The 24,391-nt window shown below is 70.1% G+C and carries 19 protein-coding genes and 1 riboswitch; of the genes, 9 read left to right on the forward strand and 10 right to left on the reverse strand.

From position 1 onward, the window contains the following. The first annotated feature begins 66 nt into the window (after positions 1-66). The 4 genes from glmU to pth all read left to right on the forward strand — a co-directional run bounded on the left by glmU (position 67) and on the right by pth (position 4,605). Complete coding sequence (gene glmU, locus CXP56_RS02875) at positions 67-1,545, forward strand: bifunctional UDP-N-acetylglucosamine diphosphorylase/glucosamine-1-phosphate N-acetyltransferase GlmU (protein WP_028847588.1); 1,479 nt, start codon at positions 67-69, stop codon at positions 1,543-1,545. Next, positions 1,542-2,519 carry a ribose-phosphate diphosphokinase gene (locus CXP56_RS02880; protein ID WP_028847587.1) on the forward strand — a complete coding sequence of 326 codons (978 nt, stop codon included), beginning with the start codon at positions 1,542-1,544 and terminating at the stop codon, positions 2,517-2,519. The genes glmU and CXP56_RS02880 overlap by 4 nt, the downstream gene beginning before the upstream one ends. Positions 2,520-3,363: 844 nt before the next feature. Beyond that, positions 3,364-3,993: a 50S ribosomal protein L25/general stress protein Ctc gene (locus CXP56_RS02885; protein ID WP_286899698.1), complete on the forward strand. Its 630-nt coding sequence runs from the start codon at positions 3,364-3,366 to the stop codon at positions 3,991-3,993. Between the two features lie 18 nt (positions 3,994-4,011). Then, a complete protein-coding gene (gene pth, locus CXP56_RS02890) occupies positions 4,012-4,605 on the forward strand; it encodes an aminoacyl-tRNA hydrolase (protein WP_028847585.1) in 594 nt (197 codons plus the stop codon). A gap of 537 nt (positions 4,606-5,142) precedes the next feature. On the opposite strand, the gene CXP56_RS02895 is transcribed toward pth, so the two are convergent. Then, entirely contained in the window at positions 5,143-6,840 is a 1,698-nt protein-coding gene (locus tag CXP56_RS02895) for a fatty acyl-AMP ligase (RefSeq protein ID WP_028847584.1), read from the reverse strand. Between the two features lie 451 nt (positions 6,841-7,291). On the opposite strand from CXP56_RS02895, the gene CXP56_RS02900 reads away from it, so the two are divergent. Beyond that, positions 7,292-7,573 carry an ArsR/SmtB family transcription factor gene (locus CXP56_RS02900; protein ID WP_028847583.1) on the forward strand — a complete coding sequence of 94 codons (282 nt, stop codon included), beginning with the start codon at positions 7,292-7,294 and terminating at the stop codon, positions 7,571-7,573. Continuing rightward, positions 7,570-7,968: a VOC family protein gene (locus tag CXP56_RS02905; protein ID WP_281168984.1), complete on the forward strand. Its 399-nt coding sequence runs from the start codon at positions 7,570-7,572 to the stop codon at positions 7,966-7,968. Before CXP56_RS02900 ends, CXP56_RS02905 begins: the two co-directional genes overlap by 4 nt. 563 nt (positions 7,969-8,531) lie before the next feature. Here the strand turns inward: CXP56_RS02905 and CXP56_RS02910 are convergent. The 8 genes from CXP56_RS02910 to metG form a co-directional block, all read right to left on the reverse strand. After that, positions 8,532-8,996 (reverse strand): protein-tyrosine phosphatase family protein, encoded by a 465-nt coding sequence (locus CXP56_RS02910; protein ID WP_286899703.1) that lies wholly within the window; start codon positions 8,994-8,996, stop codon positions 8,532-8,534. 58 nt (positions 8,997-9,054) lie between these two features. Further along, complete coding sequence (locus tag CXP56_RS02915; protein WP_028847580.1) at positions 9,055-10,815, reverse strand: ABC-F family ATP-binding cassette domain-containing protein; 1,761 nt, start codon at positions 10,813-10,815, stop codon at positions 9,055-9,057. Between the two features lie 28 nt (positions 10,816-10,843). Further along, on the reverse strand, positions 10,844-11,800 hold the full coding sequence (locus CXP56_RS02920) for a 4-(cytidine 5'-diphospho)-2-C-methyl-D-erythritol kinase (RefSeq protein WP_211227543.1): 957 nt from the start codon (positions 11,798-11,800) through the stop codon (positions 10,844-10,846). A 156-nt stretch (positions 11,801-11,956) separates the two neighbouring features. Beyond that, complete coding sequence (locus CXP56_RS02925) at positions 11,957-13,006, reverse strand: ATP-binding cassette domain-containing protein (RefSeq protein WP_286899705.1); 1,050 nt, start codon at positions 13,004-13,006, stop codon at positions 11,957-11,959. Positions 13,007-13,191: 185 nt separating this feature from the next. Then, a riboswitch (SAM riboswitch) is annotated at positions 13,192-13,284 on the reverse strand. Positions 13,285-13,803: 519 nt separating this feature from the next. Continuing rightward, positions 13,804-14,649, reverse strand: coding sequence for a 16S rRNA (adenine(1518)-N(6)/adenine(1519)-N(6))-dimethyltransferase RsmA (gene rsmA, locus CXP56_RS02930; protein WP_028847578.1), 846 nt, complete (start codon positions 14,647-14,649; stop codon positions 13,804-13,806). A gap of 96 nt (positions 14,650-14,745) precedes the next feature. Then, a complete protein-coding gene (locus CXP56_RS02935; RefSeq protein WP_342665107.1) occupies positions 14,746-16,272 on the reverse strand; it encodes a resuscitation-promoting factor in 1,527 nt (508 codons plus the stop codon). A 226-nt stretch (positions 16,273-16,498) separates the two neighbouring features. Next, positions 16,499-17,329, reverse strand: coding sequence for a TatD family hydrolase (locus CXP56_RS02940; RefSeq protein WP_028847576.1), 831 nt, complete (start codon positions 17,327-17,329; stop codon positions 16,499-16,501). Next, positions 17,326-19,116, reverse strand: a complete 1,791-nt coding sequence (gene metG / locus CXP56_RS02945; RefSeq protein ID WP_028847575.1) for a methionine--tRNA ligase — start codon at positions 19,114-19,116, stop codon at positions 17,326-17,328. Before metG ends, CXP56_RS02940 begins: the two co-directional genes overlap by 4 nt. A gap of 143 nt (positions 19,117-19,259) precedes the next feature. Between metG and CXP56_RS02950 the strand changes: the two genes are divergently transcribed. Together CXP56_RS02950 and CXP56_RS02955 are read left to right on the forward strand one after the other, a co-directional pair. Further along, positions 19,260-20,576: an aminodeoxychorismate synthase component I gene (locus tag CXP56_RS02950; protein ID WP_051310245.1), complete on the forward strand. Its 1,317-nt coding sequence runs from the start codon at positions 19,260-19,262 to the stop codon at positions 20,574-20,576. 22 nt (positions 20,577-20,598) lie between these two features. After that, positions 20,599-21,864, forward strand: a complete 1,266-nt coding sequence (locus CXP56_RS02955; RefSeq protein ID WP_051310148.1) for an MFS transporter — start codon at positions 20,599-20,601, stop codon at positions 21,862-21,864. Here the strand turns inward: CXP56_RS02955 and rsmI are convergent. Then, the gene (gene rsmI, locus CXP56_RS02960) at positions 21,861-22,703 is read right to left on the reverse strand and encodes a 16S rRNA (cytidine(1402)-2'-O)-methyltransferase (RefSeq protein ID WP_286899710.1); all 843 of its coding nucleotides are present in this window, start codon (positions 22,701-22,703) and stop codon (positions 21,861-21,863) included. The two genes, CXP56_RS02955 and rsmI, sit on opposite strands and share 4 nt — an antisense overlap. 117 nt (positions 22,704-22,820) lie before the next feature. On the opposite strand from rsmI, the gene CXP56_RS02965 reads away from it, so the two are divergent. Next, positions 22,821-24,389 (forward strand): dolichyl-phosphate-mannose--protein mannosyltransferase, encoded by a 1,569-nt coding sequence (locus CXP56_RS02965; protein WP_286899711.1) that lies wholly within the window; start codon positions 22,821-22,823, stop codon positions 24,387-24,389. The last annotated feature ends 2 nt before the right edge of the window (positions 24,390-24,391 follow it).

Here is a 24,391-nt window from a genome sequence, read left to right on the forward strand (position 1 = left end):
GGTGCGCCGAAGCCCCGTAGGATCGGCTGTCGCGACGAGCCCACCACGTATCGCACTGGGAGAACCGTGACCTCCAGCCTCACCACGTTGATCCTCGCCGCGGGCGAGGGCACACGGATGCGTTCCAGCATTCCCAAGGTGCTTCACCCGATCGCCGGACGGCCGCTGGTGGAGCACGCCGTCCGCGCCGCCGCCGGACTGAAGCCGGACAACCTCGTGGTCGTCGTCGGCCATGGCCGGGAAGCGGTGAGCGAACACCTCGAGTCGGTGTCCGACGCGCTCGGCATGACCATCGGCACCGCGGTGCAGGAAGAGCAGAACGGCACCGGCCACGCGGTGCAGTGCGCGCTGGATTCCCTGCCGTCCGGGCTGACCGGTACCGTGCTGGTCACCTATGGTGACGTCCCGCTGCTGGACACCGAGACGCTGGCCGCGCTGCTGTCGCAGCACGAGTCGACCGGCGCCGCGGTCACCATCCTGACCGCCGAGCTGGACGACCCGACCGGTTACGGCCGGGTGCTGCGGGACGAGAGCGGGGCGGTGCAGGCCATCGTCGAACACAAGGACGCCACCGCTGAGCAGCTGGCCATCAAGGAGATCAACTCCGGGGTCTACGCCTTCGACGCGGCGGTGCTTGCCGACGGCCTGCAGCGCCTGTCGACCGACAACGCGCAAGGCGAGCTGTACTTGACCGACGTGGTCGGCATCGCCCGCGCGGACGGCCGCCGGGTCTCCGCGATGGTGGTGGAGGACCCGTGGCTGACCGAAGGAGTCAACGACCGGGTCCAGCTGGCAGCGCTCGGCGCGGAACTCAACCGCCGCATCGTGCAGCGCTGGCAGCGTGCCGGGGTCACCATCGTGGATCCGGCGACGACGTGGCTGGACGTGGACGTCGAGCTGGGTCAGGACGTGGTCATCGAGCCGAATGTGCAGCTCAAGGCGGGCACCACGGTCGGGGCGGGAGCGATCATCGGCCCGGACACCACGCTGATCCGGGTCGAGGTGGGTGCCGGAGCGACCGTGGTCCGCACGCACGGCAGCGATTCGGTGATCGGCGCGGGCGCCAACGTCGGTCCGTTCACGTACTTGCGGCCCGGCACCAAGCTGGGCACCAAGGGCAAGCTCGGGGCGTTCGTGGAGACCAAGAACGCGGAGATCGGCACCGGCACGAAGGTGCCGCACCTGACGTACGTCGGTGACGCCACCATCGGCGAGTACAGCAACATCGGCTGCGGGACGGTGTTCGTCAACTACGACGGCGTGAACAAGCACCGCACCACCATCGGTTCCCATGTTCGTACCGGCGCGGACAACCAGTTCGTGGCGCCGGTGACGATCGGCGACGGCGCTTACAGCGGCGCGGGCACGGTCATCCGGCGGGACGTCCCACCGGGTGCCTTGGCCATCTCGGGCGCACCGCAGCGCAACATCGAAGGCTGGGTGTTCCGGAAGAGGCCGGGCACGCCCGCCGCCGAGGCCGCCGAACGCGCCCTCGCCGAGCAGAAGTCCGCCGACAACGACTCCGAGAACGGAGAGGCATCATGACCTCCAAGTCCGGCACCCCGAAGAAGAACATGATGCTCTTCGCCGGCGGGTCCCACCCGGAACTGGCGGAGGAGGTGGCCAAGCACCTCAACGTGGCGATCACTCCGCAGGTGGCCAGGACGTTCGCCAACGGTGAGATCTACGTGCGGTACGAGGAGTCGGTGCGCGGCGTCGACGCCTTCGTCATCCAGAGCTTCCCGCCGCCGATCAACGAGTGGATCATGGAACAACTGATCATGGTGGACGCGCTCAAGCGCGGCAGCGCCAAGCGCATCACCGTGGTCATGCCGTTCTACCCGTACGCGCGGCAGGACAAGAAACACAAGGGCAGGGAGCCGATCTCCGCCCGGTTGATCGCCGACCTGCTCAAGACCGCAGGCGCGGACCGCATCCTGACCGTGGACCTGCACACGGCGCAGATCCAGGGTTTCTTCGACGGCCCGGTGGACCACATGTTCGCGCAGAACGTGCTGATCAAGCACCTGCGCGAGCACTACGAGCCGGACGTCACGGTGGTCTCCCCGGACACCGGGCGGGTGCGGCTGGCCGAGAAGTGGGCGCAGCAGCTGGGTGACCGGCCGATCGCGTTCATCCACAAGACCCGCGACCCGGACCGGCCCAACGAGGCGATCGCCAAGCGCGTGGTGGGCAAGGTCAAGGGCCGCACCTGCGTGCTCATCGACGACATGATCGACACCGGCGGCACGATCGTGGGTGCGGTGCAGGCGCTGAAGGAGGAAGGCGCCAAGGAGGTCATCGTGGCGGCCACCCACGGGGTGCTGTCTCCGCCCGCCTCCGAGCGGCTGGCCAAGTGCGGGGCCACCGAGGTGATCTTCACCAACACCTTGCCGATCCCGGAGGAAAAGCGCTTCCCCGGCATGACGGTGCTGTCCATCGCGCCGCTGCTGGCCACGGCCATCCAGGAAGTGTTCGAAGACGGGTCGGTGACGAGTCTGTTCGACGGCAACGCCTGATTCGTCGGCGGAAGCGGGATTGCCCGGGCGGCCGCCGAAGGCGAGGGCTGCATCGGCAACCGCCGTGCGGGCTTGCACCTGTCAGAGCCGCAGAGGGATTGCACAGCCGTAGCCCCCAGCCGGGTTGGCACCGGCAGCAGTCACGGAGGGAGTGGTTCGCCTGCGGGCGCGCGGGCGCTACCGACCCGACGAGCGGCGGTGTGCGGGCGCCCGGGTTGTCCTGCCCAGGCGCGGGCTACTCGGCTCACCCACGCGTTCCGGCGCACGGTGGCTTCGGCGGCGGGGGCACGGGCGCTCACCGGCACCTGCCCAGCCGCGGGGCACTCCGGCTGCCACATGCACCGCACACTGGCTGCCATACGCAGCAGCGCACCGGCGACCACACGCAGCGACACCCTGAATGGCATCTGCGGGCACCGGCCTCCACCACGCGAACACTCCAAATGCCCTACGCACGATGCACCGGTGGGCACCGGAACTGGGGATGTTCAGCGGCGGCCGTCGAAGGCTTGCACGACCAGCTGCTTGTCGCGGCTGAGCCCCGTTGCCGCCGCCGTGGGCGGGCTTGCACGCCCCACGGCCCGTTGCCGCCAAAAGGCACCGCAGCCCCCGAACCGGAGCGCGGGAGCGGCTTGATCACCGACGGCCCGGAACCAGCCGCCGCGAGCTCGCACCCCGGGCCGATCGGTTCCGTGCCCGTTGCGTAGACTGAGCTGGTTGCCCCGGCGAGGCGGGTTTCGACCCCGCGTGATCGACGTGGCGGTAGAGGTTTCACTTGCCGCGCGCACGCGCGCTCCTCCCCGGGCCCGAGAGCACACACCGTCCGAGTGTCGAGGAGCATTCCGTGTCCGAAGAGATCAAGCTGGTCGTCCAGCAACGTACCGAGTTCGGCAAGGGTGCCGCCCGGCGTGCGCGCCGCGCAGGCAAGATTCCTGCGGTGCTGTACGGCCACGGCACCGAGCCGAAGCACCTGTCGCTGCCCGCCATCGAGTTCGCCCGGGTGATCCGCGAGCACGGCCGCAACGCGGTGCTGACCCTGGACATCGAAGGCGACAAGCCGCAGCTGGCGCTGACCAAGAGCATCCAGGTGCACCCGTTGAAGAACTACATCGAGCACGTCGACCTGCTGGTCCTGCAGCGCGGCGAGCGGGTCGAGGTGAACGTGCCGGTGGTGCTCACCGGCGACCCGGCGCCGGGCGGCCTGGTGCTGCAGGAGCTGGACGTGCTCAGCATCGAGGTCGACGCGCTGAACATCCCGGAAGAGCTCACGGTCGACCTGGAAGACGCGCCGGTCGGCACCACGATCACCGCCGCCGACGTCACGTTGCCCAAGGGTGCCCAGCTGGTCACCGACGCGGAGTCCGTCGTCGTGGTGGTCAACGAGGCCCCGACGGCCGAGGCCATGGAGGGCGAGACCGCCGCGGAGCAGCCCGCCGAGGAGGCCGGCGAGGCCAAGGAAGAAGCATCCGAGTAACCCTTCGGAACACCGACAGTGGCCACTCAGACCGATGTGCCGGGCGCCGGCGAGCGGATTCTGCTCGCCGGCCTCGGCAACCCCGGCCCGCGCTACGCGGCCACCAGGCACAACATCGGCTTCCTGGTGCTCGACGAACTCGCCGACCGGGTCGGCGGATCGTTCAAAGCGCACAAGTCAGGCGTCGAGCTGCTGCAGTGCCGCCTGGCGGGGGTCAGTGCCGCGCTGGTGAAGCCGCGCAGCTACATGAACCTCTCCGGTGGCCCGGTGAAGGCCGCCGCGCGCTATTTCGGTGTCGAGCCGCACGGCATCGTCGTGGTGCACGACGAGCTGGACCTGGAATTCGGCCAGGTGAAGCTGAAGTTCGGTGGCGGCGAGAACGGGCACAACGGCCTGCGCTCACTGTCGTCGTCGCTGGGCACCCGGGACTATTACCGGGTCCGGTTCGGGATCGGCAGGCCACCGGGCCGGATGGATCCTGCCGACTACGTGCTCAAGGACTTCTCCGCGGTGGAGCGCAAGGAACTGGCGTTCCACATCGACCGCTGCGCCGACGCGGTGGAAACCCTGGTCGCCAAGGGCCTGGCCGCGGCTCAGAACGCCTTCCACTGAATCAGGCGTGGCACGCCTGCTCGGACACGGCACGCCAACAAGCTTTTCGCTCCCGCACTTCAAGCCCAGGCGCACCCCGGGTCTCGATCCCGTCCGACGTATCGCTCCGGTTGACGCCGGAGATCAGGGCCGATGACCGCGCCACCCCACCCGGCATCACCAACATCTGCGCGCACCTGGCTGGTCATTGCCGCCGACCCCCGGCAGATCAGGCGATACCACCGCGTTCACCCGGCCACACCACGCCAAGGCCACCACCCACACAGCCGAAAGCCGACTGCTACCCCGCCAAGCCGTCGAAATCGGCTGCATCCGTCCCGCCCGTCGACGCCGATATCGGCACCTGACCCAGCCGGCAGGTACCGAAGGCACCACCCAGCCGGACACGACCGCACCCACCTCACCGGCAAGACCGACATCGGACCGGCAAGACCAACATCGGCATTTCCCAAGCCAGCCGACGTCGTTGGCAGCGGACTCAGCCAACCACCGCCACAGCTCGCCCACCCTTGGCGCGGGAAGGCACCTTTCTTTCGCCTAGCCGGCCAATGCCGACGCTTCGTTGATCTCCTTGGCGAACTCGCTGGCCGTGGCCGCCCGCTTGACCTTGCCCGACGGGGTCTTGGGCAGGCTGCCCGGCGGCAGGACCACGACCGCGTACGGCCGGACGCCCACCGCGTCCGTCACCCGGCTGGTCACCGCCCGCGCGATCTCCTTCTCCTGGTCGGTGCCTGCCAGCCGCGACTCCAGCACGACGGCGTAGCGTTCCCGCCGCGTTCCGGCGTCGATCCGCACCGCGATGGCGTTGCCTGCGCGCACGCCGTCCACCGACTGCGCGGCACGCTCGATGTCCGTCGGGTAGATGTTGCGGCCGCCCATGATGATGACGTCCTTCTTCCGGCCGCAGATGACGATCTGCCCGCCTGCCAAGTAGCCGAGGTCGCCGGTCGGGAACCAGCCGTCGGCGTCACGCAGGTCCAGCGGCCCGTCGACGGTCAGATACCCCGGGGTGATCGACTCGCCGCGCAGCTGAATTTCACCGACGTGCCGCTCCGGCAACGGCTTGCCGGACTCGTCCACGATCCGCGCCTCGAGCCCGGGCAGTGGCGTGCCCAGCAGCGCGAACTGCCGCACCTCGTCGGTGCCCCGCCGCGGATCGCCCTCGGGCACCGGCACGGCGCGGTTGTCGTTCTCCAGCGCGTCGGCTTCCACCACGTCCACCTGCAGGCCGGTGAACAACGGCGCGAACGACACCGCGAGGGTGGCTTCGGCCATCCCGTCGGCGGCGAACACGCATCGCGGGTCGAGGCCGAACCGGGCACCGGCGTCGGTGAACGTGCGAACCGCCGTGGGGTCGATCGGCTCGGCGCCGTTGAGCGCGATCCGCAAGCTGGACAGGTCGTACTTGCCGTCCTCGGTCTCCCGGGCCAGGCGCTTGCCGACCACCGCGTAGGCGAAGTTCGGTGCTGCGGTGACCGTCGCCTTGTACCGGGAGATCAAGTCGATCCACAGCAGCGGACCGGCGAGGAACTCCGCCGGGGTGACCTTGACCAGCCGCACCCCGAACGTCATCGGCAGCGTGAGGAAGCCGACCATGCCCATGTCGTGGAAGGTCGGCAGCCAGGACACCAACACGTCGGTCTCCGGGTCGAGCTCGGCCCGTTCGACCATCGCCGTCATGTTCGCGATCAGGTTGCCGTGGGTGATCTTGACCGCTTTCGGATCGGCGGTCGAGCCGCTGGTCAGCTGCAGCAGCGCGAGATCATCCTCGCTCATCGGCACCGGTTCGGCCAGCGGCTCGCCGTGTTCCAGCAGCTCGCTGATCAGCACGTAACGGATGCCGTTCTGCTCCAGCACCGGCGCCAGCTGATCGAACGGGTCACCCAGCAGCACCAGGTGGGACCCGATCATGCGCAGCACCCGCACGGTGTCCGACGCCCACTCGGCCAGGTCGGTCCGCGGGGTCGGCTGGTGCAGCATCGTCACGCTGCCGCCGGCCAGCCACACGGCCTGCACGGTCGGCGCGATGACCACCGGCGCGGCAGCCAGCACCCCGACCGACTGCCCTGGCTTGAGACCCGCGGCCACCAGTCCCGCAGCGAAGCGCCGGGCCTGCTGGTGAATCTCGGCCCATGTCTGGTGCTTCGGCTCGTGCGGCTCACCGGTGACGATTCCGCGGCGCGATCCACCAGCCGACGTCGCGCTGGCGATCATCGTGTCGACGAACCTGCTCATACCGGAAACCTTACTGGCGAGTCGGTTGGCCTGGCCCGCCAGTATGGTCATCGACACCCCGCGGCAACCGCCGCTCACCTCGGCTTTTCCGCCACACGACGGCCAGTTCGGTGATTTTTGGTCGCGCGCCGACCGCGTGCTCCGTCGCTTCCCGAACACGGGCAGTGAGCCGCGCGGCCGCCGCGTCCGCTGCCCACCGCCTGAGCACCCGCCGGGGTTCTGCCGCGTTGGCCAGCCGGGCCTGCCGAGACGGTGACGGTGCAACCACCTGCTTCTCCATGTCCTCTTGTCCGGGCTTTCCGCGACGTCGACCTCCAGGCCGGAGGCGCCGTCGTCGGCCGAACTGTGCTCGGTCGAGGCATCCGGGCGGCAGCATGCTCGACGTCCACCACCGCTCGATCGGGCGGACGGGGTTTACATGCAAGTAACTACTTGCATATCATCGGCGGAGATGGGAGACGTCTACAAGGCGCTGGCCGACCCGACCAGGCGATTGATCCTGGACGAGCTGGCCGAGCGGGACGGACAAAGCCTGTTCGAGCTGTGTGCCCGCCTGGCCACGCGGCACAACGTGACGTCGAGCAGGCAGGCGATCTCTCAGCACATCGCGGTGCTGAAGGAGGCGGGCCTGGTCAGCTCGCACCGTTCCGGACGCACCCGTGTGCATCACTTGCACACCGAACCACTTCGCGAGATCGTCGACCGCTGGCTGGCCGACCGGGAGGACCCATGAGCATCCGCATCAACCTGACGAGCGTGCTCGTCGACGACCAGGCCAAGGCCCTCGAGTTCTACACCAAGCAGCTCGGTTTCGTGCAGAAGCACGACGTTCCGATGGGCGAGTACCGGTGGCTGACCGTGGTCAGCCCGGACGAGCCGGACGGCACCGAACTGCTGCTGGAACCGGACCAGCACCCGGCGGCGAAAGCGTACAAGGAGGCGCTGGTCACCGACGGGATCCCGGCGGCGTCGTTCGCGGTGGACGACGTGCGGGCCGCGCACGCGGAACTGCTGGCCAAAGGGGTCCGGTTCATCCAGGAGCCGACCGAGATGGGCCCGGTGGTCACCGCGGTGCTGGACGACACCTGCGGCAACCTGATCCAGCTCACCAGCCCCGCTGCCGGCTGACCAGGAGCTTCCGGCGCCAGCCGGGATCGTCGGCGGCCAAACCTGCCTTTGGGCGCGCTCTCGACCGCCGGTCAGCCGGCCCCGAGGCTTGGGCATGCACTCCGGCGCCATCCGGGCACGAACCCAAGCGCCTGCCAGCCGAGCCCCGGCACCAACCGAAACACGGGCCAACTCGATCGCCAGCCACCCGAGGCCGCACCGGACACAAACTCATCCCCTCATCACCGGGGGAGTCCATGAAACCCAGCCGCGCCCAACACCACCCAGAGCACCAGCCGGATCGCCGAGTGCACCACCGACAGCGGGCGCAGCGGCCACACCGAGCACTCGCCCCGACCACGCGAGCGCCCGCTGATCTTCACCACCCCATCACCTGCACCAAGTTCAATCGAAACCCGCACCGGCCCCACCCGGCCTCTGGTAACCGGAACCTTGGGTTCCGGCGGCATGCACATCGCTGAGCGCTGACCCACAGCGGTCGGCCCACCCTGCACCACGGTCAATTCCGTCCGTCGGCACACGGCTGCCGGCGCTGTCGCGCATTCTCAAAACCACGTCGCGGACTAGTCGCGGCGTCCCCCGGCGCCAACCGGATCAGCGGCAACCCAGGCACGCTGCCAACGCGTCTCCACCGCACGAGGGTGGTAGCGCGCCCGCACCCACGCGACAGCCTCCGCGGCGGGAACACCACTCAACGTGGCCAGGATCGCCAATGCCGTCCCGGTACGGCCGACCCCGGCGCCACAGGCGATCTCGACACGTTCCTCCGGAGCACGCGCATGTGCTTCACGGAGCGCGTCGACGGCATCGGCGCGGTCGCGGGGAAGCCGGAAGTCGCCCCACTGAACCCACCGGTTCGGCCAGGCGGTGATGCCCGGATCGCGCCCCAGCAGGTAGACCGCGAATTCCGGCGCCGGAACGTCGCCACGCGGCCGCTTGACGCCCGTCCCGCGCACCTTGCGTCCGTCCGGAAGCCGGATCACTCCCGGCTCGTCGTCCCAGTGACCCAGCTCCCCCTCCTCGTCCACCACCGGCGTGCAGCAGCGATCAGCAACGAGCCGAACTCGCCCGCACGACCCGTCCGGACTATTCAAGACCTTCGGCCAGCTCCAGCCAGCGCTGCTCCACCGACTCCTTCTCCGCCAGCACGCTCTTCAGTTCCGCGTCGAGCTCGAGCAGGCGATCCGGATCCGTAGCCGCTTCCGCCAGCGCGGCGTGCAGGCTCTTCTCCTTCTCCTGCAGGGTGTCGAGCTTGCGCTCCAGGCGCGCCAGCTCCTTGCGCGCCGCCCGCTCCTCGGCCGCTCGCGATGGCGTCTTGGCGGCCTCCCGCTGGGGCGGTTTCCGCTCCGCCAGCGCGTCACGCCGCCGCGCCAGGTACTGCTCGATCCCGCCCGGCACGTTGGTCACCGCGCCGTCCCCGTACAGCGCGACCACCGTGTCGCACACCCGCTCGATGAGATAGCGGTCGTGGGACACCACGATGAGGCTGCCCGCCCAGTCGTCGAGCAGATCCTCGAGCTGCTGCAGGGTGTCGATGTCCAGATCGTTGGTCGGCTCGTCGAGCAGCAACACGTTCGGCTCGGCCATCAACAACCGGCACAACTGCAACCGACGGCGCTCGCCGCCGGACAACTCCTCGACGGGCGTCCACTGCCGCGCCGGCGGGAACCCGAGCCGCTCGGCGAGCTGGGACGCGGTCAGCTCGCGCTTGCCCAGCACGATGCGGCGGGCGACCTCCTCCAGCGCTTCGATCACCCGCAACTGGCCCGGCAGGTCGTCCAGTTCCTGCCGCAGCCAGGCCAGTCGCACGGTCTTGCCGCGCACCACGCGGCCCGATTCCGGCAGCAGGTCCCCGGCAAGCACCCTGAGCACCGACGTCTTGCCCGACCCGTTCACCCCGACCAGGCCGATCCGGTCGCCCGGCCCGATCCGCCAGGTGACGTCGTCCAGCAGCCGCCGGGAGCCCAGCGTCAGCGACACGCCCTCCAGCTCCAGCACCGTCTTGCCGAGCCGGCGCTTGGCGAACGCCTGCAGCTCCACCGTGTCGCGCGGCGGCGGGACGTCCGCGATCAGCGCCTCGGCGGCCTCGATCCGGAACCGCGGCTTCGACGTGCGCGCCGGCGGTCCCCGGCGCAACCAGGCGAGTTCCTTCCGAACCAGGTTCAGCCGCTTCTCCTCCGCGGCAGCGGCCAGCCGCGCGCGTTCGGCCCGCGCGAAGATCCAGTCCGAATAGCCACCCTCGTACTGTTCGACCCGCCCGTCGACGACTTCCCAGGTGCGCTCGCACACGGTGTCCAAGAACCACCGGTCGTGCGTGACCACCACCAGGGCGACGCGGCGAGCCACCAGGTGATCGGCCAGCCACTGAATGCCCTCGACGTCCAGGTGGTTGGTCGGTTCGTCGAGGACGACCAGGTCCAGCTCGCCCACCAGCGCGGCTGCCAGCGCGACCCGCCGCCGCTGCCCACCGGACAGCGTGCCGGCCGGCGTGTCCCAGCCAAAGGCAGCGATGCCCAGCCCGTCGACGATGCTGCGCACCCGCGGATCGGCCGCCCACTCGTGATCGGCGGCGAAGTCCTTCAGCACGACGTCCCGGACCGTGGCGTCCGGATCCAGTTCGCTGCGCTGGGTCACCACCGCCATGCGCAGGTCGCGCGCCCGGCTGACCCGGCCGGCATCCGGCGGTTCGAGCCCGGCCATCACCTCCAGCAGCGTCGTCTTCCCGCTGCCGTTCAGGCCGACCACGCCGATGCGCTCCCCGGCGTGGACGCCGAGCGAGACGCCGTCCAGCAGCACACGCTCGCCGAACGCCTTGCTGACTGACTCCAGGTTGATCAGGTTGCTCACGCGCGAACCTCGGGCTCGGTCACCTGCTTCACGCATGCACCTCGGGCGGGGTCGGTTTGCTCGGCTCGCCGGCGCTGACCACGCGCGCACCCGGCACCGGGCCCTGTGCCACGCGCACCGTGCGGCAGACCCCGGCCCCGGCCAGCTCCGCCGCCACTTCCACCGCGGCATCGGCGTCGCTGCACAGGAATGCGCACGTCGGGCCGGACCCGGACACGATACCGGCCAGTGCCCCCGCGTCCACGCCGGCTCGCAACGTGCGCCGCAGCGACGGCCGCAACGACACCGCGGCCGCTTGCAAGTCGTTGCCCAGCAGCAACCCCACCTGCCGGGGGTCACCGGACGCCAGCGCCTCCAGCAACGGCTGGTGGGAGCCGATCCGTGGCGGGTCCCCTTCGGATCTGAGCCGGTCGAGTTCGTCGTAGACGCGCGGCGTGGACAGGCCGCGGTTGCCGAACGCCAGCACCCAGTGGTACGTGTGCCTGCCCAGGACCGGTACCAGCTGTTCGCCCCGGCCCGTGCCCAGCGCGGTACCGCCGGACAGCGCGAACGGCACGTCGCTGCCGATGCGCGCGCCGATCTTCATCAGCTCCTCGCGGCTGATCTCCAGCCGCCACAGCGCGGCCAAGCCCACCAGCGCCGCGGCGGCATCGGCGCTGCCGCCTGCCATGCCGCCCGCCACCGGGATGCCCTTGTTGATGAGCACCCGCACCTTGGTCTCGTCTTCGGACCGGCCGACGTGCGCAGCCAGCTCGCGCACCGCTCGCCAGGCGAGGTTGTTCGCGCCCCGTGGCACGTCGTCCGCGCCTTCGCCGGTGACGTCGATGCCCGGCTCCTCCCCCGCCGCGACGGTGACCTCGTCGGTCAGCGACAGCGCCTGGAAGACCGACGTCAGCTCGTGATACCCGTCGGGTCGCTTGTCGCCGACCGACAGGTGCAGGTTGATCTTCGCCGGCACTCGCACGGTGACCGGGGGAGGTACCACGGCAAGCACGAACCTCAGCCTACGCCTGCACCATCCGGCCGCCCCAGCGTGTGTCCTGCCCACGCGCCACGGGCGACAGTGCCGTGCTGACCCGTGCCGTGCTGGCCACCGATCCGCATCGCCGCGCAGCAGACACAGGCCTGCCCGGCGAAGAACTCACGCGGCGGTCTGCAGCAGCTGCTCGACCACCTCGTGACGTGCCGGGGCCGCCGGGGCCGGAGCGGTCGTGTGCACGGCGACCAGGCCGCCGTGGTCGCGAATCCACGCCAGCGCCTGGTCCGCCCGGTCGCCTTGCACGCCGATGCGGTAGCGGGCCACCGGGGTCTCGACCACGCGCGTCATGCCACCGCTGATGGTGGCGATCTGCACGTCGTTGCGGTCTGCGGCCGCGGGCAGCAGCGTGTTCACCGTGGCGTGCCCGACCAGCAGCACGTCCGCCACGGCGTCGAACTCCCGCGCCACCTGCGGGGCCGACGTCACCTTCGGCAGCAAGGCGTGGGCCGTGTAGCTGGACTGGTCGGTCAGCAGCGACAGCACCGTGCCCGCCTCAAGCAGGCGCCCGTCGGCGAGCAGCGCGACACCGTCGCACAGCTTGCGCACCACGGCCGCCTGCCTCGTCGCCAGGACCACGGTGATGCCCAGTTCGGCACGCGCCCGGTCGATGGCGGCAAGCACACCCGCGGCCTGCTCGACGTCGAGGCCTGCCGTCGGCTCGTCGATCAGCAGCACCGACGGCTGCGCGGCCAGTGCGCGGGCCAGCACCACCCGGCGCCGCTGCCCCTCGTTGAGCTCGCTCGGCGCGCTGATCGCCGCGCGACTCAGCCCCACCAGGTCCAGCAGCTCGGCGACGCGAATCCGGCGGGCGGCACCGTCCAGGCCCAGCTGCTCCAGCGGCAGCGCCACATTGCCCGCCACGGTGCGCTCCGCGCGCAACGTGTAGTCGTCGACCAAGGTGAACTGGGTCCGCAGGTCACGCAGCTTGCGGCCGGTCAGCGCACCGGTGTCCAGCTCGTCGACCAGAATCCGGCCTGCCTCCGGCGCCTCGCGCAGCGCCAGCAGCCGCAGCAACGTGGTCTTGCCCGCGCCTGCCGGGCCGAGCAACCCGAAAATCGCGCCGGACGGGATCTCGAATGTCACGTCACGCAGGGCGGACGGCGGATGTTCGCGGGAAGGGATGGTCTTGGTGATCGTGTCGATGATGATCAAGTCGGTCTCCTGAAAGCCGCGCAACCCAACGCACACCGCTTCCGCGCATGCGAAACGGATTGCGAAAAGGGAATCGAGGACGAACGGGTGGCAGGGTCGTCAGCGGCAACAAGCACAGACCGTGCGCTTGCACTGATCGACGACGCGACGCTTGGTCAGCAACAGAGACCGAAACATGCCAAACTCCTCCATCGGTCCTGGCGTTAGCACCTGCCCACCGAGGTGGGTGGTTGCTGCGACGTCATCGAGCCAGGTCTCTCGGCCGCTCGGGATGGATGCCCTTGCATTACAGCCGATGGCGTTCGTCATTGGCAACACCGGCCGATCCGTTCTTGTTCCACATCACACGGATCGCCGCGTCAGCGGACGCCGATCTTGACGCAGCGTCGCCCGATTTCCGCGGCACAACGGCCAGGTGAGTGAAGTTCGACGAGGTGATCCGATTGCACCCGGTAACAGGACGATTTCGCCTGGTCAGCGCAAAAAGCGAGCTCCGTTTCGGCGGCCGCGCCGGTAATTCAACCGAAAGTATGAGCCGCGGGTGCCCGGCGACCGAGCGATCGGCCAGCTCGTGCGCGCCCGTTCCGCACCCGCCGGCGGCAACCCTGCCCCTGCGGTCCGCACCCGCTGCCCGTGTGACCGGCCACCGTCGATACCCGCTGTCGCTGACCGGCAGGCATGCCCGCGGCCGCTGACCGGCAGGGACCGGCCCCGCGCAGGGTCGGTGCTTGCTCCTGGCGCAGCCCGACCCCGCGTCCCGACCTACCGGCCCCGCGCAGGATCGGTGCCTGTCCCGGCTACCCACGCACCGCAACCAGGCGAGCAAAATCCGCCACGGCCAGCTGCTCCCCTCGAGCAGCCGGATCGATGTCCGCGGCCCGCAGCAGCTTCTCCGCCTGCTGTGCCGACCCCGCCCATCCGGCCAGCGCGGCACGAAGTGTCTTGCGCCGCTGCGCGAAAGCCGCATCCACCACGGCGAACACCTCGTCGGCAGGCACCTGCGCGGGCGGCTCGCCGCGCTGGAAGGCCACCAGCGCCGAGTCCACGTTGGGCACTGGCCAGAACACCGCTCGCGGCACCGCAGCCACCTTCTTCGCCGTGCCGTACCAGGCCAGCTTCACGCTGGGGACGCCGTAGCTGCGACTGCCTGGTCCTGCCGCCATGCGGTCCGCCACCTCGGTCTGCACCATCACCAGCGCCGTCCGCAGCGAAGGAAGTTCGCCGAGCAGGTGCAGCACGACCGGCACCGCCACGTTGTAGGGCAGATTCGCCACCAACGCGTTCGGCGCCTCAGGGAGATCGCTCGCGGCAAGACGCAACGCGTCCGCGGTCAGCACATGCAGGCGGTCCGCTGCGCCACCGGCGCGCTCGGCGACCGTCGTGGGCAGGCGCTGCGCCAGTGCCGGGTCGACCTCCACGGCATGCACTCGCGCTCCGACTGCGAGCAGCCCAAGCGTCAGTGAACCGAGCCCCGGCCCGACCTCCAGCACCACGTCGCCGGAGCCGACGCCGGACAGCTGCACGATGCGCCGCACCGTGTTGGCGTCGTGCACGAAGTTCTGGCCGAGCTTCTTGGTCGGCCGCAGCCCGATCTCGTCGGCCAGCCTGCGGATGTCTGCCGGTCCGAGGAGCGCAACGGTCACCCGCGCAGCCTAATCGGCCGGAGGCAGCAGGCCTGCCGGGGCATCGGCACCGTACGCCGGAGAGCACGGCAGGACGCCCGGCATGCGGCCGGACGGTCAGCGCGGCAGGCCCAGCTTCGCCGAGCAGTGCGGCCAGGCGCCGTAACCACCGTTGGCGTCGCGCAGCTTGGTCGCCACCGCGATCTGCTGCTCCCGGGTGGCCTGGTGCGGGTACTCCGCGTAGGCACCGCCGCCGTAGGCGTCCCAGGTGCCCTTGTTGAACTGCAGGCCGCCGTAGTAGCCGTTGCCGGTGTTGATCGTCCAGTTGCCGCCGGATTCGCACTGGGCCAGCCGATCCCAGACGCTCGCGTCGTCGATCTTGGTGCCGACCCTGACCACCCGCTCCTTGGCTTCGCGCAGGATCTTCTTGTCGATCTCCTTGCGGGCGATCTCCACGTTGTTCTTCTTGGTCACCTTGTAGGTGACCAGGGCGAGGCCTGCCCTGCCCTCCTCGACGACCTTGGTCTTGCCCGCCTCGAGCGTGTTGTCCTTGATCTCCTTGACCGGCGGCTCGATCGGCTCCTTGACCTGGATGGTGAACGTGCCGGTGCGGGTGATGTAGACCGACGAGCCGTCTTTGAGCTTGCGGCTCAGGCCGTCCTCGACCTTGTCCTTCGGGCCGAGCTTGATGCCCTTGGCCTTGAGGAACTCCTCGACGGTGACCGCGTGCGTCTGCACGGTCTGCGGCTTCTCGCCACCGTCGACGAGCTTGATCTTCTTCAGGGTCTTGATCTCCAGGATCATGCCCTTCAACGGCACGTCGCCGTCCTGCGGCGCGGAGATCCACGCACCCTGCGCGACCAGGTTGCTCTTGCCCAGCTGCACCAGGGCGTCGCGCACCTTGGTGGCGCGCACCCAGGTCTGCTGCTGCTCACCGTCCTGGATGACCGTCAGCAGACGGCCCCGTTCCAGCTTGATGACCCCGTTGTCGCCGATCTCGGCGTGCGGGGCCAGCGACAGCGCGTCATGCGGGCCGACCTTGATGCCCGCGTCCTCCAGCACGTCGCCGACCGTGGTGCCGAACGTGCTGACGACGCGCTCTTTGCCGTCGATGTTGATCGTGACGCTCTTGTTCATCGCCAGCGCCACGCCACCGCCGGCCAGCGACATCAGCACCGCCATCACCGCGCCCTTGAGGAAGCGATGCTTCCACTTCTGGGCGGGGGTGACCTTTTGCTGCTCCGGCTGCTCGGCCGCCTGCTCCGCATCGGAAGCGGCGTCGACCTCCTCGATCGGCGGCAGCAGGGTGGTCTCGGCGTTGATCAGCCGGATCAGCTCGTCGACGTCGATGTCCAGGGTGCGCAGCATCTCGCCGGCCTGCGGGCCGAGCGTGGCGTACACGTCCTGCTCGGTGATCGACGGTTCCGGGGAGAACAGCGAGCTGTCCAGCTCACGCTCCAGCTCGGCCAGGCAAGCCGCCTCGTCGAAGCCGGCGAAGCCGGGCTTGCCGGGCTGGCTGCCGTAGTAACCGTGGCCGTACGGCTGCCCGGACTGGCCGGGCGACGGCCGCTCGGCGAGCGCTGTGCGCGACGCTACTGCGATGTTCGACGTACGCGGGCCGGGGCGCCACTCATCGTCGGTCACGGGGTACTGCCCTTTCGGGGTAAGGGTCTTGCTCAGCCGGTGCGAGCCACTCCGGGGGAAAAGCGACCCGCGCCGGTGGAGGTCACGTCGGCGTGTCCTCCGAGAGTCGTACGGTCACGGGACAATAACGGACGCAACCTCCGAGTGCAAACACCCCTCGGAGTAATAGGCGCTTTTCACACCCACTCGACTGGAGCAGTCTGCCCGAACCGACATCACACATTGTTCATCTGGCCGTGACCGAACGGAGTCGGAACACCCGCTCGGCCGCGTCCGTGGTCGCGGCGGCCAGCTCGGCCAGATCGTCCCCGCGCAGCTCGGCGAGGCCGCGCAGGGTGTAGGCGACGCAGTACGGTTCGTTGGGCCTACCTCGGAAAGGATGCGGCGTCAGGAACGGCGCGTCCGTCTCCACCACGAATTGGCCGAGCGGAGCCAGCTTCGCCGCGTCCCGGAGCGCTCCCGCGTTGCGGAAGGTCACCGGTCCGGCGAACGAGAGCACGTAGCCGGCGTCCAGACACCGGCGCGCGACATCTTCGTCACCGGAGAAGCAGTGGAAGATCACCGTTTCGGGTGGGCCTTCCTCGGCAAGGATCCGCAGCACGTCGTCGTGTGCCTCGCGGTCGTGGATCATCAGCGGCTTGCCGATCCGCTTGGCCAGGTCGATGTGCCAGCGGAACGCCTCCTGCTGGGCGCGCGGCGGCGAGAAGTCCCAGTAGTAGTCCAGGCCGGTCTCGCCGACGGCGACCACCCTCGGATGCTTGGCGAGGCGTTCGATCTCGGCCTGCTCCTTCTCCCCGAACGTGCTGGTGCGGGTCGGGTGGATGGCGACGGCCGCATACAGCCGGTCGTCCCAGGTGGCCGCCTCGACCGCCCACCGCGCCGAGGCCAGGTCGTCCGCGACGGTCACCGCGCGAGTCACCCCGGCCGCCTCGGCGCGGCCGAGCATGTCGGTCACGTCGTCGGCCGTCCTCGCCCCGCAGGCGTCCAGGTGGGTGTGTGCGTCCACGGCCGGAACGGGCAGCCGCTCCGGCAGCGGTGGGCGTTCGGTCCGGCTCACTTGATCGGCGCGAAGTCCGGCCCGGTCTCCGCCAGCTTCGGGTCGAGCTTGGCGAACAGCGGCTTGGGCTTGCTCAGCGGGCGGCCCACCTCGATCGGCCGGGACTCCCAGCGCGCCTGCTCGGCGCCGTAGTCACCGGTGATGATCGGGTTGATCTTGCCGGGCACGTCCAGGTCCTCCACCTCGCGGACCTCGGGCTGGGCCGCCCACACGCCGGTGCCGCCCAGCGCCTCGTGCACCTTCTGCGCCGCGTGCGGCAGGAACGGCGTGAGCAGGGTGTTGGCGTCCTGAACCACCTGCAGTGCGGTGTGCAGCACGGTGTCCCGTCGCTCCGGGTCGTCCCCGAGCTTCCACGGCTGCTGCTCGGACAGATACTTGTTGGCCGCCGAGACCACCCGCATCGCCTCGGAGATGCCCGCCCGGAAGCGCGAGCGGGCCAGCGCATCGCCCACGGTGTCGAACGCCGCGCGGGCCTGAGCCTTGAGCTGCTCGTCGGCCTCGGTCGGCGTGCCGGGGCGCGGGATGGCGCCGTTGTTCTTGTACGCCATGGACAGCGCCCGGTTGACCAGGTTGCCCCACTCGTTGGCCAGCTCGAAGTTCACCCGGCGGACGAACTCCTCCCAGGTGAAGTCCACGTCCTGGGTCTCCGGCCCGGCCGCGGAGATGAAGTACCGCAGCGTGTCCGGCCCGAACTCGGCGAGGAATTCGTGCAGGTAGATGACCGTGCCGCGGGAGGTGGAGAACTTCGACCCGCTCATCGTCAGGTACTCCGACGACGCGATCTCGGTGGGCAGGTTCAGCTCGCCGAACGGGCCGGGCGTGCCGCCCTTGTCGCCTGCGCCGTTGTGGCCGAGCAGCAGCGCGGGCCAGATCTGGGCGTGGAAGGTGATGTTGTCCTTGCCCATGAAGTACACGCACTGCGCGGCCGGGTCGTTCCACCAGGCCCGCCAGGCCTCCGGGTCGCCGCTGCGGCGTGCCCACTCCACCGAAGCGGAGAAGTACCCGATCACCGCGTCGAACCACACGTAGAAGCGCTTGAGGGGCTGGTCGCGCCACCCGTCCAGCGGGATCCGCACCCCCCAGTCCAGGTCGCGGGTGATCGGCCGGGGCCGCATGTCGTCGATCAGGTTGCGAGTGAAGTTGACGACGTTGGGCCGCCAGTCGGTCTTGCCTGCCAGCCACTTGCCCAGCGTCTCGGTGAACGCGGGCAGGTCCAGGAACAGGTGCTCGGTCTCGATGAACTCGGGCTTCTCACCGTTGATCCGGCTTCTCGGGTTGATCAGTTCCGCCGCGTCCAGCTGGTTGCCGCAGTTGTCGCACTGGTCGCCGCGCGCGCCGTCGTAACCGCAGATCGGGCAGGTGCCCTCGACGTAGCGGTCGGGCAGCGTGCGGCCGGTGGACGGGCTGATCGCCCCGCGCGTGCGCTGCGGGATGACGTAGCCGTTGCGGTGCATCGCCAGGAACAGCTCCTGCACCACCTTGGCGTGATTGCCCGTCGTGGTCCTGGTGTAGAGGTCGTAGGTCACGCCGAGGCCTTGCAGGTCGTCGACGATGATCCGGTGGTACTTGTCGACGGTCTGCTGCGGGGTGAGCCCTTCCTTTTCCGCCTGCACCAGGATGGGCGTGCCGTGCTCGTCGGAGCCGGAGACCATCAGCACCCGATTGCCCGCCATTCGCTGGTATCGCGCGAACACGTCGGAAGGAACGCCGATACCGGAGACATGGCCAATGTGGCGGGGGCCGTTGGCATAGGGCCAGGCCACCGCGGTCAGGATCGGGGTGCTCATGTTTGTCTAGCCTACGGGTCGGCGAGAAACGAGTTCGCACTGGTCAGCGTCCATCGCGCCGGGGGCCGCGCCGGGTGCAGGCGGGCCCGCCCGAGGCAATTCCGGTCTTCTCCGCCGACCGTGCCGCGCTGCAGTATGAGGCGGTGCGGCTGGATTGCGTTCGGCTCGATGTCTCCGCTTCCGTGGACCAGGTCGTGGCGTTGCTCGACGCCAGGGCCCGGCGCCGCGGCCTGCCCCCTCCGGCGGCGCTGACCGGCGTCTGGTTCGGTTCGCGGGCGGTGCTGGCTCCCTCGGTGCGGCTTGCACCAGCCGGTTCGCACGATGCGTACGAGGTCCCGGCCCGCGTCCCGCACGTCGCTCCGGCGAGGGAAAAAGGCGCGGTCGGCGGGGGCTGGCTCGGCTATCTTGGCTATGATCTCGCGGCCCCGCCGGGAGCTCGGGGAAGGCTCCCGGCGGCGGCCTGGGGGTGGGCCGACCACGTCCTGCGGCTGGACGCCGACGGCTGCTGGTGGCTGGAATCCCTCGGCCGAGACGACACGGCCGAACTCGCCGCGGAATTCACCGCCCTGCTCACCGGGCCGGCCCCGGCGCCGACCGGCTGGACCCCAGCCGTGCTGCGGCGCCCGGATGAAGCCACGCACGCCAAGGCGGTGCGCGCGTGCCTGGAAGCGATCAGCGCGGGCGAGCTGTATCAGGCGAACATTTGCACCCGGTTCACCGGCACGTTCGACGGACGGCCCGCGGAACTCTTCGCCGCCGGGGTGACCGCGCTGCGGCCACGGCGGGCCGCCCTGCTGTCCGGGGACTGGGGTGCGGTCGTCTCGCTGTCCCCGGAACTGTTCCTGTCCCGGCGCGGCCGCACCGTGCACTCGACCCCGATCAAGGGCACCTTGCCCAGGCGCGGCCCCGCCGACGACGCCAACGCCGGGAAGCTGCGCCGGTCGGTCAAGGACGTCGCGGAGAACGTGATGATCACCGACCTGGTGCGCAACGACCTGGGGCGGGTCGCCGTGGTCGGCTCGGTCACCGTGCCGGAGCTGCTGCGGGTCCGCCCGGCTCCCGGGGTCTGGCACCTCGAGTCGACCGTGCGTGCCACGGTGCGCGAGGGCTGCACCGACGCCGATCTGCTGCGTGCGGCGTTCCCGCCCGGATCGGTCACCGGGGCACCGAAGCTCCGCGCGCTCGAGGTGATCGCCGACCTCGAGATCGCCCCGCGCGGGGTCTACTGCGGCGCCGTCGGCATGGTCTCCCCGGTGGCCGGGCTCGAGCTCAACGTCGCCATCCGCACCTTCGAGCTGTGCTCGGGGGTGGTCGAGCTCGGCGTCGGCGGCGGTATCACCGCGTCGTCGGACCCGGAGCTGGAGTGGCAGGAGTGTCTGCACAAGGCCGCGCCGCTGGAGTCCGTTCTGGCCCGGGATGCCGGGAATTTCGGTTGCGGACCCGATGTTGGCTTCGGTTAGCGTTGCTAACCAAGGAGGGTCAGTGTCGACGACAACGCAACCGCAGCTCGGCTACCGGGCGCTGCCACGCGAAGTGTGGGTGCTGGTCTCCGCGAACGTGCTGATCGCCGCCGGGTTCGGATTGGTTGCGCCGGCCATCCCGGTCTTCGCCAAGAGCTTCGACGTCGGCATCTCGGCCGCTTCGCTGGTGGTCAGCGCCTTCGCGGGCGCGCGCCTGGTGTTCGCCCCGGCCACCGGCCCGCTCATCACCAAGCTGGGCGAGCGCAAGGTCTACCTGTGGGGCCTGATCATCGTGGCGGTCTCTACCGGCGCCGCCGGATTCGCCCAGACCTACACCCAGCTGGTCGTCTTCCGCGGGCTGGGCGGCATCGGGTCGACCATGTTCACCGTCTCCGCGGTCGCGCTGCTGATCCACCTGACCCCGCCGCCGCTGCGCGGCCGGGCATCGGGCCTGTTCGGGGCCGGTTTCCTCACCGGGAACGTGGTCGGGCCGCTGGGCGGCAGCGGGCTGATGACGATCTCGCTGCGTGCGCCGTTCCTGATCTACGCGGCGCTGTTGGTGGTGGCCACGTTCCTGGTCTGGCTGTTGCTGCGGAAGTCGACGCTGATCGGCAGGGTCGACGCGGAGACCGCCCCGGCGGTCACCATCGGCCAGGCCCTGCGCAACCACGCCTACCGGGCGTCCCTGCTGACCAACTTCGCGTTCGGCTGGTTCGTCTTCGGCGTCCGGGTGGCGCTGCTGCCGCTGTTCATCGTCCAGGTGCTGCACGAAAGGGAAGAGCTGTCCGGGATCGCCTTCGGCGTCTACGCGGCGGTGAACGTGCTCGCGCTGCTGCCCACCGGGCGGCTGGCCGACCGGATCGGGCGCAAGCCGCTGATCCTGGCCGGCCTGGTGGTCGCGAGCGCGGGCACCGTGTGGCTCGGGCTGACCACCTCGGTGGTGGAGATGCTGCTGGCCAGCGCGGTGGCCGGGATCGGAACCGGCGTGCTCACCCCGCCGAACCAGGCCGCGGTCGCCGACATCGTGGGCTCCAAGGGCCGCGGCGGGCCGGTGCTGGCCACGTTCCAGATGGCCGCCGACGTCGGCGCCATCATCGGGCCGTACGTGGCCGGGCTGATCGCCGAAGGCAGTACCTACGGGTGGGCGTTCGGGCTGACCGGCGCCCTGACGTTGCTGGCCGCCGTGGTGTGGTTGCCCGCGCCCGAGACGCTGCCACGTGATCCCGAAGAGCCGCACCACCCGACTCCCGAGCAGGCCTGCGAACTGGAGGCCCAGGAGGCGCGCTAGCCGCCCGCCCGCTTCCGAGCGGCGAGCACCGCGTTGTAGAGGTCACGTGCGGAGACACCGGCACGCTGGGCCACCGAGGCGACCACGTCCTTCAGCCGCTGTCCGCCCGCGGCCTCGGCCTCGACGCGGGGCACCAGCTCCTCGACCGTGACGAGCGTCTTTTCGGCCGGCGCCAGCACCACGGTGATCTCGCCCTTGACGCCTTCCGCGGCCCATTCGGCCAGTTCGGCGAGCGTGCCGCGCCGGACCTCCTCGTATCGCTTGGTGAGCTCCCGGCACACCGCAGCGCGCCGGCCGCCGCCCAGCACCGCCACGGCTTCGGCCAGCGTGCGGGCAAGCCGGTGCGGGGCTTCGAAGAACACCGCCGTGCGGGGCTCGTCGGCCAGCGCCGTGAGGAAGGCCCGGCGGGCTCCTTCCTTGCGCGGCACGAAGCCTTCGAAGCAGAACCGGTCGGCGGGCAGACCGGACAGCGCCAGCGCCGTGGTCACCGCGGACGGCCCGGGCAGGCACGTCATCGGCAGTCCCGCCTGCACACAGGCGTCGACCAGGGAAAACCCGGGATCGGAGACGCTCGGCATGCCCGCGTCGGTGACCAGCAGGACCGTCTCGCCGGCGCGGACGGCATCCACCAGTGCGGGGACCTTCGCCTGCTCGACCGCGTCGTAGAAGCTGACCATGCGCCCGGACGGCCGGATGCCGAGCGCAGCGGCCAGCGCACGGGTGCGGCGGGTGTCCTCGGCGGCGATCACGTCGGCGGTGGCCAGCGCTTCCTTGAGACGGTCCGAGGCGTCCCGGCTGTCCCCGAGCGGGGTCGCGGCGAGCAGCAAGACTCCAGTCACCCGGCGATCCTAAATCGGCCGCGCCCGCCGAACCGGGGTGTCGGGCCGCCGCCAGCCGCTGTGGCGCCGATCCAACGGCACACGGCCCTCACGTTCCTGGACCTACCATGGTGCCCCGTGACCGCGGTTCTGCCGGACGACCTCCGAGCCAGCTACCCCGGCTTCGGTGGTGGCCGTCCTCCCTCCGACGTCGAGCTGGCGCTGCGCGGGCGTCCGCTGCCGGCGGACCGTGCCCGCTCGTGGATCGTCACCGCGGTCGTCACCGCGCTCGCGGCCGTGGTGCGCCTGTGGAACCTTGGCTGGCCCACCGACCACGGCACCCCGGTGTTCGACGAGAAGCACTACGTGCCACAGGCGTGGCAGATGCTGCGCAACGGCGGTTACGAGGACAACTACGGCTACGAACTCGTCGTGCACCCGCCGGTGGGCAAACAGCTGATCGCCATCGGCGAGTGGCTGTTCGGCTACAACGGCTGGGGATGGCGGTTCACCGCCGCGATCTCCGGCATCGTGCTGGTGCTGCTGGTCGTCCGCATCGCGCGCCGGCTGACCAGGTCCACGCTGCTCGGCGCGATCGCCGGGGTGTTGCTCATCTGCGACGGCGTGCTGCACGTCCAGTCGCGCATGGGGATGCTGGACATTTTCCTCACCGTGTTCGTGGTGGCCGCGTTCGGCTGCGTGGTGATGGACCGCGAACAGGTGCGCGAACGGCTCGCCGAAGCGGTCCGCAAGGGCTGGATCGGCGACGACTCGTACGGACCGCGGCTCGGCTACCGGTGGTGGCGAGTCGGCGCCGGCGTGCTGCTCGGCCTGGCCTGCGGGGTGAAGTGGTCCGGCCTGTACTTCGTGGTGGCCTTCGGGTTGCTCATCCTGGCGATGGACTGGAGCGCGCGACGCACCGCCGGGGTCGAGCGCCCGCTCCGCGGAGTGCTGCGCCGCGACCTGTTCCCCGCCGTGGCGACCGTCGGCGTGTTGGCCGTGGCGGTCTACGTCGCCACTTGGTGGGCGTGGTTCGCCAGCGAGACCGCCACCGACCGCCACTACGTCGAGATCACCGGGCAGGGCGGCGTGCTGGCCGGGCTGCTGCCCGACACGGTGCGGTCCTTCCTGGCGTATCACGTCAACGTGCTGGACTTCCACGCCGGGTTGCACACCCCGGAGGGTGACCCGCACCCGTGGGAATCCAAGCCGTGGACCTGGCCGATGGGGTTGCGGCCGATGCTCTACTACTGGGGCAACGGCCCGGAGGCCGCGGGCTGCGGCCGCGACGAGTGCGTCCGAGCGACCATGCTGATCGGCACCCCGGCCATGTGGTGGCTGGCCGTGCCGGTGCTGCTGTGGGGTCTGTGGCGCGCGGTCTTCCGGCTGGACTGGCGCTACGCGATGGTGCTCACCGGCTACTTCGCCGGTTACCTGCCCTGGTTCCGGGACGTGGACCGGCAGATGTACTTCTTCTACGCCACCCCGATGGCCCCGTTCCTGGTGCTGGCGCTGACGCTGGTGCTCGGCCAGGTGCTGGGCAGCGCCAGCGCCGGGCTGGAACGCCGGGGCACCGGGCTGCTGGCGGTGTCGCTGTACGTGGGGTTGGTGGTGGCGAACTTCGTCTGGCTGTGGCCGATCCTCAACGGCGAATCGATCACCCACGCGCGCTGGGAAGCCGAGCTGTGGTTGCCGTCATGGAAGTAAGC

It is taken from the genome of Thermocrispum sp. (assembly GCF_002919275.1).
GTDB lineage: Bacteria > Actinomycetota > Actinomycetes > Mycobacteriales > Pseudonocardiaceae > Thermocrispum > Thermocrispum agreste.